Genomic DNA, 14322 nt, shown 5'->3' on the forward strand with positions numbered 1-14322 from the left:
GTGCGCACGACGGGGTGGGTGCAGTTCGGGAAGCTCCCGGTGAGCTCCGGGTTCTGGGCGGCGTCAGCGGCGTTCTTCGCCACCGTGCCGCTGCACCCGTGGCTGCCGGTCGTCGCGACGCCGCTGGGCTACCTGGTGTGGAAGTGGTGCACGACCAGGTGGCGGCCCTCGTCGCAGGCGGTGAACACCCGGCGGACTCCGGCCGAGGACCTCGAGCCAGGACAACACATCCGGCTGTACGGCACGGCAGGCCCCGTCGGCGAGGTGAGCGCGACGGGCGCGGACGCGCAGGGACGGATCCGGCTCCGCGTGGTCGGCGGTCTGGAGGTGCTGAGGCGCCCCGGACAACCCGTGTGGCAGGTCGACCTGCGGAACTGATGATCTCCGTCAGGTGGGCGGACTCGCGAGGTTCTCGGGGACCGTCGGCACGACGAGGTGAATTCCCTGCACCTGATCGCGCTCCGAGCGCCGCAGGATGTTGGGCTGGCGGGCGTCCTGATGTGATCGGCGATGACCATGCGACTCGCTACACGACCGTGGAATCGACGGCAGCACTTCAGCCATCAGTAGACCACTGACCAGCAGCAGGTACGTAACGCCGGTGAAGGAACCCGATCCTCGGTAGCTCCGGGAGGCAGGCCTGGACAAGCAACTCGTCTTCAACGGGGTGGGAACGCGACGCGCTCCCACCACCAATCCAGCGCTGCCGCGGCCAGGTCGGCGTTGTCGACCTCCAGGATGAGCTCGAACTCGTCGTCGACGAACTCCGGCCGATGCGGCACGGCTTCAAACGCGAGGCCAATCCGAGTGTGCCTGCGGTCGGCGAAACGACGTACCACGCCGAAGCTGATCACCGGTTCGATGAACGACAACGCGGCTGTCGGATTCTCCAGCCACGCCACCAAGTCCACAGCTTCCCACGCGGTCAGACATGGGTCCTCGAACGTCCACTCCCACCCCTCGGCCAGCCGTACCGCGCCCGAGACGATCAACCAGTTCTGATCCCAGTCGTCCGGGCCAGAAGGCCCCTCTTGCCGCCGCACCAGGAGACCTGTGGTCCGCGCACGCTGCTGAACGCGGAACCGGGCTCACGGTAAGTCGACCCGCGGCCCCCCGCTCAACGCCAGCTGCGGCCGGTTGGGGCGCGTCCTGACGATCAAGACCTCTCTCCGAGCCGACGACCTGACACCTTGGGAAGGACTTTTCACTTGACCGAGGCACCGGTCGGAACCCTCGGCCTGATCATGCGAGTGCTCCTCGATCCCCCACCGTCATCGGCGATCAGGGGGCCAACTTCCACATAAAACTCAGCACAGTCACCACGCCCACCAGGAAACACACCACGACGACCGCCCCGCCGAGCACCACCAGCAGCCCTATGAGCCACGACGTCTCCGCACGCGGTAACGCATCCAGCTCCCGCTGCACCTGAATCTTCGCCTCGCCGTGCAACGCGGCGAGACGGGCACGGGCGGTCTCCGTGGGGGCGCCATCGAGGTCGCCCGCCCAGCACAGCGAGTCCAGCCGCATCGTCGACGTGCGGTAGGCGTGCTCGAACGCAATGGTCTCGGCGGGATCGCAGGTCTCGGACAGGTAATCCCACCGCCCGGCCTGTGGAAGATCGCCGAGTACCCGGTACACCTCGGCGAGTCTGGCCCTCAGATCCAGCCGGTGCGGATATGTGCCGACGAGCCCTGCGAGCCGTTGGCGTGCGCGCAGCACGTTCGCGAGGTCGCCGCGGCGCAGTTCTTCCGCGATCCTGTGCAGCGTCTGCTCAACCGGCATGCGGGCCAGTGTCGCAAACGACGCTACCGTCGGCTTGTGCTCGCACCAAAGGGTGGAGGGAGCCCGCTACCTGGGCCGGGTGCGTTGCGCCCGCCTCCGCTGGTCGGAGTCCGCAGCGGGGTGCAGCGGTGTGTTGGCGGGCTCGTCGTCATAGCGCCACAGCGGAGGCGGTCACTCGTTACGGGCCGAACTCCATGCGCTATCCGCCACCGACCCTGCTCAACACACCCGCGTCGAGGAGTTCCTGCACCATCCAGTGCATGTCGTCGTCGCTGTCGCTGACTTCGTCGACAGGGTGCTCGGGGAAGAAGTCCAGACTGCGGTGCGCGGCGTCCACGACTCAGCGGCGCTCCAGAGGCCACCGAACGCCGTGAGACTTCAGTGACTTGAAGACTGGGTGGGCGGCGATACCGCTGTGAATCGAGCAACTCACAACCGACGATAAGCCCAGGTGGGCGCGATCGCAGCCCGCCCACCGCGGTGGTGTGACCAGCAGCCAGGGTGCCGTCGTCGAGGACCCCATGACGCGGGGTGCATCCCGACGTTCGGGGGCGGCTGTAGCAGGATCGGCTCGTCGAACCCAGGAGGACTGCGCTAGTGGTCTGGCCAGGCTCGACGCGGAGTCCTTTGAACAGTCAGCCCCGAGTGGGTCTGGTTGCGGGTGTGGGCTCGAGCGGGGGCCGAACCGACACCACGCCCACTCAGCTTGGTGTCGGTTCCTCGGGCTGATTGGCCGCGCGCTGTGGTGGCTGGGGCGGTGTCAGGAACCACTCGGAGCGATGCTCCTGGTTGGCTTGGGCGACATTGCCCTCCGTTGTGCCGGTACCGGAGTCCACGACATCGCCGCGCTCGGCGGCCGGAACCTTCCACCAGACCGAACATCCATTGACGCAGGGGTGGCTCATCTCGGTGAGCCTCAGCTCGCCGTCGGGGCCGGGTAGGGGTTGCTGCCAGGTCATCGTTCCTGTGTCATCACACAGGTCACATAGGGGCGGGGACTCCACCGGGGCAGCGTTGCACCTGCGTTCCACACTCACGCCCATCACCGCCGGAACGGGTGAACTACTGCCCCTCCAGGGGTGTGCCCGCCGTAGCTTCTGCGACGTGTTCGCGGCTCGCTGCACGGCGATCGAGGACGGTTGCTGGTTGGGACACGTAGGGCTCCGTGTCTCCGGAGTACGCCAAGGCTTCCCCTTGCCGTACAACGAAGAGCGGCTCTGTGGCGGTTTGCGCGGAAGCGTGCGGGGCCGCTACGGCTGTCACAGCCACGCTTCCCAGGACGGGGAGGCACGTCCAGTCGCGGTCGGTCCTGTCGCGGTCGCAGAGCGTCTTCCACGCCCCATAAGGACACGAGTTCTACTCGACCGCGAGCACCTGGGAACGGTCGTGCTCGCCCCGTCGGCCTGACCTCCCACTCCGATGGCACGCGGTCAGCGTCCACTTCACCCGATCTGTGTTCGCACTGCGGACACTGCGCCCCGCAGGGTCTCGTGGGTCCGCAGTTCCGCGTCGACACCCGTGACCCGCAACGGCTTGAGCACGGCTCGGCCCGCGGTCGTCGTGGCGAATGGGATACCGAGCTGTTCGGCGTACTGCTGGGCATCGAGGAGCAGGGTGATACCAATCGCGCCGAGGAACGTAACGCCACTCATGTCCACAACGACGCCGTCCGGGCGGCACGCCACCAAGCCGATCAGCTCGGCCGCTACCGGCCTCACCGTGGCCAGGTCCACATCTCCATGCACACTCACCACCAGCACACCGTCCTGACGGTGCGTTCGCAACACAACGTCGTCGGGCGCACTGTCGAACCCGGCGCTTGACATGCCCCTCCCTCGGCCAGGAATTCCATCGACATACCCAACGATCACCATGTCGTTTGGTGACGAACATGAAAGCTGCTCGCACCTCACCCGTCGACGTGGTAGCTCGCCTCCGCCCACCGTTCGTTCGATTCCTGCAGGCTTGCCCTCACCAGGAAAAGCCCACCGACCGGGTTTGACTGCCTCCTGAGCACAGGGATGGTTCGGTCGCGCGATCGGCGGTCCCCCGATCACCACACATCGACTCGGCGCGTGCAGTAGGACCATCCGATGACGGTCCCGATCTGCGTGAGCACCTTGCACGCATGAGCTCAGCGGTCAGCCACCGCGCGAGAAATCCGGGCGTGGGGTCATGACCTCACGCTCCGCCGCGTCGATGCCGCAGTGCCGGACTGCGCAGTCCATATGGGAGTCATGGCGTTCTGATGAACGATCGTGGAGTCCGACTGGCTCACGACCGCGTCGATCCATCTCCAACAGGGGTCCGGAGTGGACGGCTACGGCACGAAGAGCAAGGCCCGCTTGGGTCCTGTCATTCGTAAGGGCCAGATACCACTGCGTGTAGCACCGCGTCGCTCCGGCGAGACAACAGTTCAACCGAAAGGCCGACGGTTGCGAGGTTGAGCTCGGCATGGTGCCGGGTACACAGTGGATCGTGTGGATCGCTCTGCTCACTCCGCTGCTGATCATGACATTCGCGTTGGTCATGGAAAGTGTCGAAGCCCCGTTCGCCCGACAGAACGCTGACACTGCCGGACGGCTGCCGGCCGCACCGACCATGAGGACCGAGGGGTGGACGATGCGCGGGCAGACAAGACGTCAGACCGCCGTCGGTAGCCGTCACCATCGATCTCACCACCCAGGAACCGCTGGGCCGACAACTGATCGACTGTCGGCCAGCAACCGGGTGGAACCGCGGGCAGGGGCGACGCGAGGTCCCGGCGCCGCACCGATGCGATCGCGCCCGTGATGAACAATCGCCGTGCGGGCGGACGGCCCGCACGGACCATCCCCACTCAAGATCTGGTCGTGGCTGGGCACCCGCCCGTTGTGCATGACGGGCAACCCGCGCCTCGTGATGGCGACTCGCGGAACACTGGGGCTTGAGCCGCTAGGTGGCAGCTTCGGGTGCATGTTGGTTGCACTTCGGGTGCCGTTTCCTGAACAGCGTTTGTCAGTCGACAGCTCGGTGGCGTGGGGACATCCATCTCACACGGGAACGCCTCCTCTAGCCCCCATGACCATGCGTGTTCACGATGGCCATCTCAGCGAACGCAGCATGCCGCATTTTGCGATGTAGCGCACCAAAACCCCCACGGGCGTAAAGACCGTTGGATTGTCGCGTGGATAGGGCGCTACTGCTGGTCACGCGGCCTGGACGGCCTGTCCCCCCACCCACAGGGTCAACAGCTGGTTCCGAGGAAGTCCACGACTGCCCACCCTCGACGGCCATCCGAGGTTTCGACTTTGACCCAGTTGGGTGCGGAGTCGAGAACCTTGACCCGCTCTCCGCGGAGGAGCTCGGCGAGCACGGCATGACTTCTCGGTTCCGGCCGCAGCGTGATGTCCTTCGCGCACACCGTGAGGGTGCGCGGATCGTCGCCATTTCCGTTCATCGAGATCAACGTCACGGCGAGTCCAATGAGGACAACCATGCTGGCGATGAGCCACCTGGCCGGTCTGCGGCGCGTGCCGACTTTGCCGCGCAGCAACGTTTACCGGAAGTCCTCGGCTGAAGTGAACCGGTCGTCCGGGTCACGGGCCATCGCCTGTGCGATGACGGAGTCCAGGGCTGGAGTCGCGTTGGCTGCGGGTGTGCCGGGACAAGATCACCGCATATACCAGCTCAGGGAGCGTACGGCTGGTGAACGGCGGTGAGGCTGTCAGTGCGGAGAACAGCAGTCCGCCCAACCCGTATACATCGGCGCGAGCGTCCACTGTCTCACCGCGCCACTGTTCGGGGGCCATGTAGGCGTAGGTGCCAGCCGGAGGCGCCGGCTCGGCGGGCGCGCCAACGCTGTGCAGCCAATGCGAGTCCTGGGTGAGCCCGTGCACGGTCATGCTGTCCAGAGGAGGTTCCGCGACACCGAAGTCGGTCAGCAACGCTCGGCCGTCGCTGGTGAGCAACACGTTGACGGGTTTGATGTCACGATGGATCACTCCGGCACGGTGCAGGGCCTGGACGGCTTGCGCGACCTGGTCGACGAGCCGCACCGCCTGGTCTGCCGCCATCGGCATGAGGTGGTCACAGCCCCGACGCCGACCCACGGCAGGCCGGTCACCGGAGGCGGAACCTGGATCGTGAACACGCCCAGCGCGTATTACCTCGAGCGTGTGCTACCCGGCGGACAGTTCGACAACGAGGACACCTCGCCAGGTGGCTGGCACTACGGCCGGGCCGCCACCACGATCAACATGTGCGGGTGGGCCATGCGTCAGTCGCTCGGTCCCGTCGTGCGCCGCGTTGACGACAGCTGTTCGCAAGCAACGCGGGAGTATCTCCGGCACCGACGCAACATTGGGCGAGACTTCAACGCACCCGCTCATCAGGCAGTGGACGGCACGAGCGTGTCGGCGAACACCAGCTGCACGGCGCACTACAACTACTTCCATGGCACCGATTTCGCCGGTGGGACCAACGGCGGCCACTGGGCACATCCAGCTGGACCGGCCGCCAGTTCGGTCAGGTATCGATTCACCACCTTGGACCACCGCGCCGTCGTGGTACGGGACCCCGTGCTGGGCTGGGGATTTCTGCCCATCACGTGCGTACAACGACCGACCCAGCTGTACAACGACGACGATTGAGTTCATGCTGCGGCACCCCGTCCGTTCGTGACGGGTGCCGCAGCACTGCGATACTTCTCGATGGACTGCGTGCCCGATGTGGAGCCCGCTCGCACCCGGTGTACGGGCAACCGCCTGCCAGTGCCCGCGCGGCCCGCTCAGGATCAGCCGCCTGGCGCGCCTGTTTCACCCAGCCCCGCAACATCTCATGCGACACACCCCAGATCCTCGGCGATCTGCCCCATCGGACGATCACTCGACCACACCAACTCCACAGCGTCCCGCCGGAACGACTCCGGATAACTCGATGGACGAGGCATGACGACATCCGCTCCCGACAGCCACGCTGTCAGGAATCAAGGTGTCCGATCCTTGGGCGATCCAAGAGTTCTCTCACCACACTTGGGCCGTCAGCACTTTCGGCTCAACGGACATGGGTCCCGGCGCACCTAGCTTGGCCCTCCTCCAACTGAGGCGCCTCGTACTATCCCGTCGACCGGGCTCGTCCATCAGCACTTCAACGGATCACCGAACCGACGTGTGGTCTGGGCCGACGGTGGCATCGCCTCCGCTGAGAGCTCGAACACTCGTGCGGCATGAGCGGCCGCGCATGGGTTTCCCCCGCGATGAGGATGTGGTCGAGCCACGCGGGATCGGGACGGCGTCGTCGACGTCCAGGCCACGGTGGTCACTGCTCTCAACATCAGGGGTCCGGGTCGCGTCGATCACGTGACGCCAGAACTGCTGATCCCCTGGTGGTTGATCTCAACCGTGCACTCACGTCACATAGAGGTCATGCCCGCCGCGTAGGCCGAGCCCGACCCGTTCCAGATCGAGCCGTTCCACCAGACGACCGGCACGTCCGCCATGGTGAGACGGTGCACGAGCGCCCGGCCCACCGGCCCGGAGAAGACGACGGTCGTGCCGGGCACCTCCAGCTCGTCCAGTTCGACGCCGGTGAGGCAGCAGGGCGCGACGACGACGACCGAACGCACGCCGTCGGCCGACTCAACGGTGAACTTGAGACCGCCGTTCTTCCGCAGCACGACGAAACCGCGGTCCTCGAGGAACCTGCCGTACTGGTCGGCGACCTCCACAGCGCTCAGTCCGACCATCCGCCGACCCTTCGTGATCATGATTCCGCGACACCACGACTGGTGACACGCCATCCCCCCCGCGATCGCGCACACCGCCGGGGCGCTGTCCGCGTACGCCTGGGCCACCTCACCTCTGCGAAGAACCGGCGATCCGGTGTGGACGGCGCCAATGCCGTTGGCGCGTGGATCGGCCTGCTGCTGAGGCGGGCTGGCGTGCGTCTAGTCCGAGTTCCACTCATCGGGCATGCGCGGCGCGCACGCCGGACAGCGGGGATCAGCAGCTGCCGGATTGCGTTGCCGCAGCCACTGCAACAGTTCCTCGGTGGAGATGCGCCGGGTAGTACGAGCCTCTTCCCTCAGTGCCGCCATGATCTGGTCCAGGTCGCCCTGGAGGGCGCTGTGCCAGGCGGTGTACGCGTGCAGGTCGCAGCCTGGGTGGCCGGGTTCGCGCGGTGGTTGGCAGCGTGTGCAGTCGGTGGTGTGTACGAGACCGTTGTCCAGGAGATACGGGTGCGTGACCGCGGTCATCTGGTCCTGTTCGCGTTGCCACGCCGCGCGCATCTCCTGGTAACGGCGCAATGCCTCCGGATAGGACGGCGCGGCGAGGTCGCACCAGTAGCAACAGCCGGTGTTCCACTTGGCGACCTGCCGCAGTATGTCTGTCGCTTCAATCGGACCGATGTCGCCGGCCGCGACCCGTGCGAGTAGCCACCGAACCGTCGGCACGTCCACCAGCCACTGGTCCGTGGCTCCGATGTGGGGTCCGATGTGCAAAGCCCAGACGGTGGTCGCATGATGATGACCACCGACCTCCAACGTCAATGACAGCGGTACGACGCTGGCCACATTGCGCTCCTCGAAACCCGGTTGACGATCCAATTTACCGTCGAGGCGTGACCTTACCCAAATCCCTTACCGAACCAGATGCTGTCGCACCAACCAACAGGAATCGGAGTTATCACGACCGCGCATTCGAACCAGTCATGCGGCAATGATCAGCGGACCTCGTTAGTCGCGTATCGCCATCAACTGCGTGTTTGTAACGCGCGAGGACAGCGTCGGATCGCAAGAGACAACCTCGCACTGCCGCTCATCACCACGATATCCGCAGCTCAAGCCCACCCAGCCGCCGTCACTCTAGGCAACCGACTTAGTTGAGACTTCACCCATCCGGAGTACCGACAACGCCGCAGGTCGACCCGGCCCCAAACGGTGAGCCGGAGCGCGTAGCCGCAGCTGGCCAGGGTTGTCATGCCGCAGGAGCCGCACAGGCCCTCACATACCGTCACCTGCAGGCTGGCCAGTTGCATCCTCCATATGGGGCACCGCCTGACGCACATCTTGTCCTGCCATGCTCGGAGGAGCACTCAAAGAAACTCTTCGACTTGTTCCACACTGCGAGCCTCAAATGACTGTTGCATCCAACAACAGCGGTCAGACCTGTACTGCACACCGAAGAACTGCGTGTACCTTTATTGCGCTCCGCGTCGTGCCCGATGTGTAACAGTATCCGCGCCGTTGGCGATGTGACATTCAGCCGACCGGTCGGGCGGCTCTGTTGTTAGGTTCGCCAGGCCGGGTGCTGGCGGTCCTGATCTGGACGTGCGCTCTCTCTGCCTGTGCTCTGGGTTGATGGTGGTGCGTCTGGCATCTATGACAGAGCGGCGAGATCGGCATGCAGAGGGCTGGCTGCGGTGCGCGGAGGCACGTTTGCATGAACGAGGAACTACACGGCCCCACCGTGGGCACACGCACAACCCGCCAGCTCGCAGCCGGGGACCATGTCATCACGCCTGGCGCCGTGCGAGGGGTGGTGCGCCGGACCTTTCCTGCCGGGATCCTCAGCCAGCATCCCGGCAGGACCACGGTGCAGCTCCTGTGCAGTTCCGTGTACCCGGTCAACGGCGGCGAAGTGCCGTCCCCGCGCGCCTGGGTGACCTGTGACGACGACGCCGACTGGCAGATCGAACGCTGACTGGCAGATCGAACGCTGACAAGACCTCGTCTTCAGGTCTCGGCAGGACTCGACCGACAACGTCGACACCACCGCCCTGTCCCCCCGGTTCCGGCGCGGGAGGCACGTCCTGACGATCGCCTCGTCGGCCGCGGGTACCGGGCGGCGACAGTGACGGGCATCGAAGTTCGTGACAACTGCGGGCGCCCGGCCCCCGCACGAGGCCGCCCGGCACCCGCGTCAATGGTCCGGCCCGGCTGACAGGTGACACAAGGACCAGTCGGGTATCCCTCAAGCACGTCGCGCGCCCGTGGCAGTGCCGGGTGGTGATCACGTTAGGAACGTGGACCGGCTCCCAAGCCCACAACACTGGCAATCCTGCACGGCGACCGGCCCGACCGGATCAACGACGACGAACCCGCACTCCCGTCCAGGACATCGTCGTCCGGAGTGGGCGTCCGAGGATGCCCGCGAGATCTCGGACCGCCTGGCCCCGAGCGTTGAACAGCGCGCCTCCTCACGTTCTAGGACACTGCAACTCGTTGTCCACGAGCTCGGCGTGACCTTCGTGGACGGGGTGTCGAGGCGTCGTCGCGGGCGAGCTGGGCATGCCGTTGTTGACCGTCCAGTCCTACCTCACCAACGTGCTGCGCAAGCTCAGGACCTGACGGCCCGCGCGTCAGTGACGACGGATCAGTTCCATCGTTGGTCTGTCCTCGCCGCGGCGCAGGTCCGCACACCGCGATCGTGGGATGTGATGTCAGCGCCTACGTCGCGCAGGCAGCGGCCCGTCTGCTTTCCTTCGAATCCGAGCTCTCCGAAGGCGAGACTGATGAACCATCGCTGAAAGTTGCCGCCGTTGCACGCGTGCCCGTACACGCTGCCGGAACCGTTGCCGTCAAGGCAGAGTCCGGTCGCGACGTTCTTGAAGGTGCGGCTGCTGTCGCCGTTGACGGTCACTTCCCAGGTTTGGAACGGTCCGCCGTTGCACACGTGGGGATAGATGTCGCCCCCGGTGTTGCCGTCGAGACAGTTGCCGGTCTGCGCGCTGCGGTAGGTCTCCGCCGCGGCGGCTTGAGCCGGGGACGGCACCGCGAAGACCGCGGCCATCACCACGCCGAGTGCCAGGTACAGCGCGCGGGTCGCTCGTCCCGCGGGCTCGGGTAATCGAGTCGGTTTGCTTGTCATCTGGGCCTCCCCTGGGCCGGCTGCATGGGTGTCGAAGCGTCAGTGGATGGCGATGCTGACCCGGCTGCCCCGTCCAGGGGTGCCGGTGTCGCCCCACCAGGTCCAGCTTCCATTGGTTCGACGGATCGCGTGCCAGACGGGACCGCTGCTCGTGGCCGCGAGGACCTGGAGCTCACCGTTGGTGGACCCGGACGCGGCGACGTCGGCGAGCACACCGGTGTTGCCCTGGTTCTCCTGGTTGATGTTGCGGAGCGGTTCCCAGCCGCCGTGGGTGTAGCGAACGGTGTGGCGTATGTCGTTCGGACCGTAGTCGGCCACCAGGTGCATGGTTCCGTCGATGCTCGTCGCCGCCAGCGACCGGGGTGCGCCGGGGTTGGTGTGAGTGGCGGCCTCGACGTCGCCCCAGGCGGTCCACGAGCCGTCGATCCTGCGCAGGGTGTGCAGCAGACGTCCGTCGGTCAGCGAGATCGACAGCTGGAACTCGCCGTTGGCGAAGCCGGCGGCGGCCACGTCGACCACTCCGCTGACCTGCCCGGCGAAGACCTCGAGGTTGTGCAGCGGTGTCCAGGCACCGTTCGGCGAGCGCACCGTGTGCAGCACGTGTTCACCCCCCACAACGGCCACGACGTGCAGTGCTCCCTGGACATCCGCCGCGGTGACGCGGCTGATGTAGCCGACCTCGCCTGCGAAGTCCTCCACGTTGCCGAACGGTGTCCACGACCCGTCGGATCGCCGGATCGCGTGCCACAGCTCCGTATCCGCACCGGCGACCAACGCGTGCTGCTCACCGCCGACCATCGCGGACGCGACGTCAACAGGGGTGAGGACGGCCTTGGTCCGGCGTTTCACGTCGTCGAAGCCTTGCCACGCTCCGGTGCCGAACCTCACGTTGTGGAACAGTCCGCCTGATGTCGTGGAGACAAGCACCTGCGCGCCCCCGTTGGGATACCACTCGGCGGGCTTGGGAGCGGCGCGGAACCAACTCGTCTCGCGGCGCGCACCCGGCCAGGAGAACGCGAAGTGCACGTGGTCGGTGTGCGGTTCCCCGTCGTAGGGCCCCCACACCTTGTTCTCATGGCTCCACAACGAGATCGACCTGCGGTTCCAGATGATGTTGCCGATGCCCAGCCGGCGCGCCATGGCGTGCGGGGTGCCGTCGAGGTCGGTCGCCAGCAGCCAGTCGAGGACGTCCTGGACCTTCTTGGCGTCACCGGGGTTGGCAGCACTCATGCGCCAGTCCCACGCTCGCCCTTCGCCGTGCTCGTGCCCGGTGCAGGCGTGGATGCCGTCGTTGTGGCCACCCATCCGACTGATGATCATGTCGCGGAACTCCATGACACCCGGCTGCTCGACATGTGGCCTGCACTGGGGCCGGACATAACTCTGGTAGGAGTCGACCGGCGGCACGGCCGCTCCGGCCGGAACCGCACCTGCGAGGGCGCCGCCCACCACAAGCACCATCGCCGCCAACCACCGCCTCTTCCGCACGCCGTCCTGCCGAGTCGCAGGATTCAACGCCTGTCGTCTTGCCATGTCACCCCTCGTATTCGCACAGTGGAGGTTTATCGCCGCCGCAGTGCACGGCATCGGTAAAAGCGTTGACGGATAACAGATCCGCACAACGATCAGCCAGAGCGCCTTCGCGTGACCTCGGCCGATGACACCCCCAGGCAGTCATCGGGAGGACGCGCCATGTGTCCTTGGCCGCGGGCTATTGGAAGATGGAGTCCGCCGTGATTTGGAAGTCCGCTGCAGCGGTGGCGAAGTCCTGGAAGTACATGTAATGGCAGTCGGGCTCCTGCACACCGGTGAGGGTGCCGTCCGCCCACACCACGCCGCCGTCGAGGGTGAACACCGGCGCACCGCTGTCGCCTGTGCGCGTACACGGCTGATCACTGGGTGACTTCGCAAGAACAAGGCTCTCGTAGAGTTCGCCATCGAAGACGCCGCTCACGTCGAGATCCAGAACCGTGTAGTCACACAACACAGCGGCTGTCATCGCGCCGGAGACGCAGACCGGCAGGTTCGGGCGCACCCGCTCCCAACCACCGACCGGGTTGGCCACGTCGTCGGTGAAGCCTCCGGTGTAGATCCCAGGACCGCCAGGTGCTTCGATCAACTCGACGTCATGAGACGTCACCTTGTAACGCACTTTGCCGACTTCGTGCAGGCGAGCCGGGTCAGTCCACACCGTGTCACCGATGTCGCCCCACTCTGGACCGGAGTTGGCACAGTGTCCGGCGGTGAGCAGGTACCGCCGATCGTCTACCGTGCTATGCGCGGCCCACCCCGATGTGCAGTTGTCGCTGATCGGAGTGGAGATGCGCGCGCCACCCCAATATGGCGCGATGTCACCTGCCCGGCAGTAGTACCGGTTGGCACACGGGCTGGCCGTCGCCGTTTGCCCGCGCGCCAAGGAACCGTCCGCACGGGCTGACGCCCTCCCGGCTAGTGGCACCGCAGAGACCGCAACGCCGACTGCGGGAAGGGCGGACGGATCAACCAAAGCGCCCGCTCGGACATAGACGTTCAGAGCAGTGCCGTCCGGCTTGATTCCGACCGCATTCACGAGCCCAGTCGGATCGGCGACGATCGCGCGGACCATCGTGTTGTGTGCGGCGACCAACTCGCTGCGGCTGTACCTGGCTGGTCGCACGCGCAGCGGCACCGAGCCTACGGCCTGGGTCAACTGAGCGAGCAGATCCGCTGGCAACTCACCCTTCCAGTACACGTCCACACCGTTCGCATCAACCATGATCGCGCTCAGACCAGTGACACGCCTCGCTTCGATCGTGGCCTGAATTCGGTCGCTTGCCGCCTTCGCGGGGCGCAGGGCAGCCATCTGGGCCTGTGCTCTCGCCGGAATAATCTCACCCAGGGCGCGCGGCACAGCCGTCGACTTCTGCGATGGCTTGGACAAATCCGGATCGGCCCAGCCCGGCAACGCGACAACGGACAAGCCCATCGTCACCGTGACGGCCAATCCGGCGCGAATGATCGATCGCATTTCACATCCCCCTTCTCTCACCATATCGTTCCTGCGACGCGCAGCGAAAGGCCAATGACCGCTCAATCAGTAGGCGACTTTGGCGTTCCATTCTGAACCCCACATCGATTCCGGCCAATGCGTTTCGATTCGGAACCGGGTGCCGTCCAGCACGTCGGTGGCGATGACGTGGTATTTGCCGTCCCACGGCACTGACTTCCAACTGTTGCAGGTCCCGTGGCGGACCCAGCACACCCGCGTCAGCGCGCTCCAATTTGTGTTGCCCGGCGTGGAGCCGACAATGAAGTTGATGTCATTGCATCGGTTGCTGGTGATGTAGTAGCCGGGAGGCGCGGTCGGCGTGAAGGTAGTGGCGTCACTCCCGATCAACCGCGGAGTCCAGACGCCGCCGTCATAACAGCCAAGGGCCGCTCGATCGCCTGGCCCCGCTTGCGCCAATGAAGGTACGGCACTCGCGTGGTAGTAGGTCGAGGCGGCGGCTGTACTGGCGGTTACCGCCAGAGTGGTCACCGCGGCGAGTACGGCCAGCAGGCCGAGGCGCAGTCGTCGCATCGTTGTCCTCCAGCATTGGTTGATCTTTTGAGGGGCCTACCGGTGCATCCCTCGTATCGCACGGTGCGCGGCTGTTCGTGTGAACCGCTTGCGAGGTTTCTGCATTGCGCTGGTCAACGCGCTATCCCT

At 65.8% G+C, this 14322-nt stretch carries 15 protein-coding genes and 1 pseudogene; 3 read left to right on the forward strand and 13 right to left on the reverse strand.

Annotated elements, in window-relative coordinates:
- A pseudogene (locus tag FKR81_RS00005) lies at positions 1 to 378 on the forward strand (hypothetical protein); the annotation flags it as partial.
- 281 nt (positions 379 to 659) lie between these two features.
- Here the strand turns inward: FKR81_RS00005 and FKR81_RS00010 are convergent.
- From FKR81_RS00010 to FKR81_RS00035, 7 genes are all read right to left on the reverse strand, one after another.
- A complete protein-coding gene (locus FKR81_RS00010; protein WP_146348780.1) occupies positions 660 to 1043 on the reverse strand; it encodes a WapI family immunity protein in 384 nt (127 codons plus the stop codon).
- A gap of 238 nt (positions 1044 to 1281) precedes the next feature.
- A complete protein-coding gene (locus tag FKR81_RS00015; RefSeq protein ID WP_146348781.1) occupies positions 1282 to 1785 on the reverse strand; it encodes a DUF6584 family protein in 504 nt (167 codons plus the stop codon).
- Between the two features lie 199 nt (positions 1786 to 1984).
- Positions 1985 to 2122, reverse strand: coding sequence for a hypothetical protein (locus tag FKR81_RS43155; protein ID WP_186762651.1), 138 nt, complete (start codon positions 2120 to 2122; stop codon positions 1985 to 1987).
- A gap of 364 nt (positions 2123 to 2486) precedes the next feature.
- On the reverse strand, positions 2487 to 2744 hold the full coding sequence (locus tag FKR81_RS00020) for a hypothetical protein (RefSeq protein WP_146348782.1): 258 nt from the start codon (positions 2742 to 2744) through the stop codon (positions 2487 to 2489).
- A gap of 483 nt (positions 2745 to 3227) precedes the next feature.
- Entirely contained in the window at positions 3228 to 3611 is a 384-nt protein-coding gene (locus FKR81_RS43160; RefSeq protein ID WP_186762652.1) for an STAS domain-containing protein, read from the reverse strand.
- 1400 nt (positions 3612 to 5011) lie between these two features.
- Entirely contained in the window at positions 5012 to 5239 is a 228-nt protein-coding gene (locus FKR81_RS00030; protein WP_186762653.1) for an SH3 domain-containing protein, read from the reverse strand.
- A 124-nt stretch (positions 5240 to 5363) separates the two neighbouring features.
- Complete coding sequence (locus tag FKR81_RS00035) at positions 5364 to 5846, reverse strand: protein kinase domain-containing protein (protein WP_146348785.1); 483 nt, start codon at positions 5844 to 5846, stop codon at positions 5364 to 5366.
- On the opposite strand from FKR81_RS00035, the gene FKR81_RS00040 reads away from it, so the two are divergent.
- Positions 5760 to 6416 (forward strand): hypothetical protein, encoded by a 657-nt coding sequence (locus tag FKR81_RS00040; RefSeq protein ID WP_186762705.1) that lies wholly within the window; start codon positions 5760 to 5762, stop codon positions 6414 to 6416. The genes FKR81_RS00035 and FKR81_RS00040 overlap by 87 nt on opposite strands.
- Positions 6417 to 7177: 761 nt before the next feature.
- On the opposite strand, the gene FKR81_RS00045 is transcribed toward FKR81_RS00040, so the two are convergent.
- Together FKR81_RS00045 and FKR81_RS00050 are read right to left on the reverse strand one after the other, a co-directional pair.
- Positions 7178 to 7531 (reverse strand): hypothetical protein, encoded by a 354-nt coding sequence (locus FKR81_RS00045; protein WP_146348787.1) that lies wholly within the window; start codon positions 7529 to 7531, stop codon positions 7178 to 7180.
- Between the two features lie 180 nt (positions 7532 to 7711).
- Positions 7712 to 8338 (reverse strand): hypothetical protein, encoded by a 627-nt coding sequence (locus tag FKR81_RS00050; protein WP_146348788.1) that lies wholly within the window; start codon positions 8336 to 8338, stop codon positions 7712 to 7714.
- 868 nt (positions 8339 to 9206) lie between these two features.
- On the opposite strand from FKR81_RS00050, the gene FKR81_RS00055 reads away from it, so the two are divergent.
- Complete coding sequence (locus tag FKR81_RS00055; RefSeq protein WP_146348789.1) at positions 9207 to 9467, forward strand: hypothetical protein; 261 nt, start codon at positions 9207 to 9209, stop codon at positions 9465 to 9467.
- Positions 9468 to 10139: 672 nt separating this feature from the next.
- Here FKR81_RS00055 and FKR81_RS00060 read toward each other — a convergent pair.
- The 4 genes from FKR81_RS00060 to FKR81_RS00075 form a co-directional block, all read right to left on the reverse strand.
- Positions 10140 to 10634 carry an RICIN domain-containing protein gene (locus FKR81_RS00060; protein WP_146348790.1) on the reverse strand — a complete coding sequence of 165 codons (495 nt, stop codon included), beginning with the start codon at positions 10632 to 10634 and terminating at the stop codon, positions 10140 to 10142.
- Between the two features lie 39 nt (positions 10635 to 10673).
- Entirely contained in the window at positions 10674 to 12083 is a 1410-nt protein-coding gene (locus tag FKR81_RS00065; protein WP_146348791.1) for a hypothetical protein, read from the reverse strand.
- 262 nt (positions 12084 to 12345) lie between these two features.
- Positions 12346 to 13641 carry a chymotrypsin family serine protease gene (locus tag FKR81_RS00070; protein ID WP_146348792.1) on the reverse strand — a complete coding sequence of 432 codons (1296 nt, stop codon included), beginning with the start codon at positions 13639 to 13641 and terminating at the stop codon, positions 12346 to 12348.
- Between the two features lie 66 nt (positions 13642 to 13707).
- Positions 13708 to 14193 (reverse strand): hypothetical protein, encoded by a 486-nt coding sequence (locus FKR81_RS00075; protein ID WP_146348793.1) that lies wholly within the window; start codon positions 14191 to 14193, stop codon positions 13708 to 13710.
- Between the last annotated feature and the right edge of the window lie 129 nt (positions 14194 to 14322).

This window comes from Lentzea tibetensis (assembly GCF_007845675.1).
GTDB lineage: Bacteria > Actinomycetota > Actinomycetes > Mycobacteriales > Pseudonocardiaceae > Lentzea > Lentzea tibetensis.

Coding starts and splice junctions, on each gene's coding strand:
- FKR81_RS00015 (WP_146348781.1), bottom strand. CDS start 1,785: ATGCCGGTTGAGCAGACGCTGCACAGGATCGCGGAAGAACTGCGCCGC.
- FKR81_RS00020 (WP_146348782.1), bottom strand. CDS start 2,744: ATGACCTGGCAGCAACCCCTACCCGGCCCCGACGGCGAGCTGAGGCTC.
- FKR81_RS43160 (WP_186762652.1), bottom strand. CDS start 3,611: ATGTCAAGCGCCGGGTTCGACAGTGCGCCCGACGACGTTGTGTTGCGA.
- FKR81_RS00040 (WP_186762705.1), top strand. CDS start 5,760: ATGGATCACTCCGGCACGGTGCAGGGCCTGGACGGCTTGCGCGACCTG.
- FKR81_RS00035 (WP_146348785.1), bottom strand. CDS start 5,846: ATGCCGATGGCGGCAGACCAGGCGGTGCGGCTCGTCGACCAGGTCGCG.
- FKR81_RS00045 (WP_146348787.1), bottom strand. CDS start 7,531: ATGATCACGAAGGGTCGGCGGATGGTCGGACTGAGCGCTGTGGAGGTC.
- FKR81_RS00055 (WP_146348789.1), top strand. CDS start 9,207: ATGAACGAGGAACTACACGGCCCCACCGTGGGCACACGCACAACCCGC.
- FKR81_RS00060 (WP_146348790.1), bottom strand. CDS start 10,634: ATGACAAGCAAACCGACTCGATTACCCGAGCCCGCGGGACGAGCGACC.
- FKR81_RS00070 (WP_146348792.1), bottom strand. CDS start 13,641: ATGCGATCGATCATTCGCGCCGGATTGGCCGTCACGGTGACGATGGGC.
- FKR81_RS00075 (WP_146348793.1), bottom strand. CDS start 14,193: ATGCGACGACTGCGCCTCGGCCTGCTGGCCGTACTCGCCGCGGTGACC.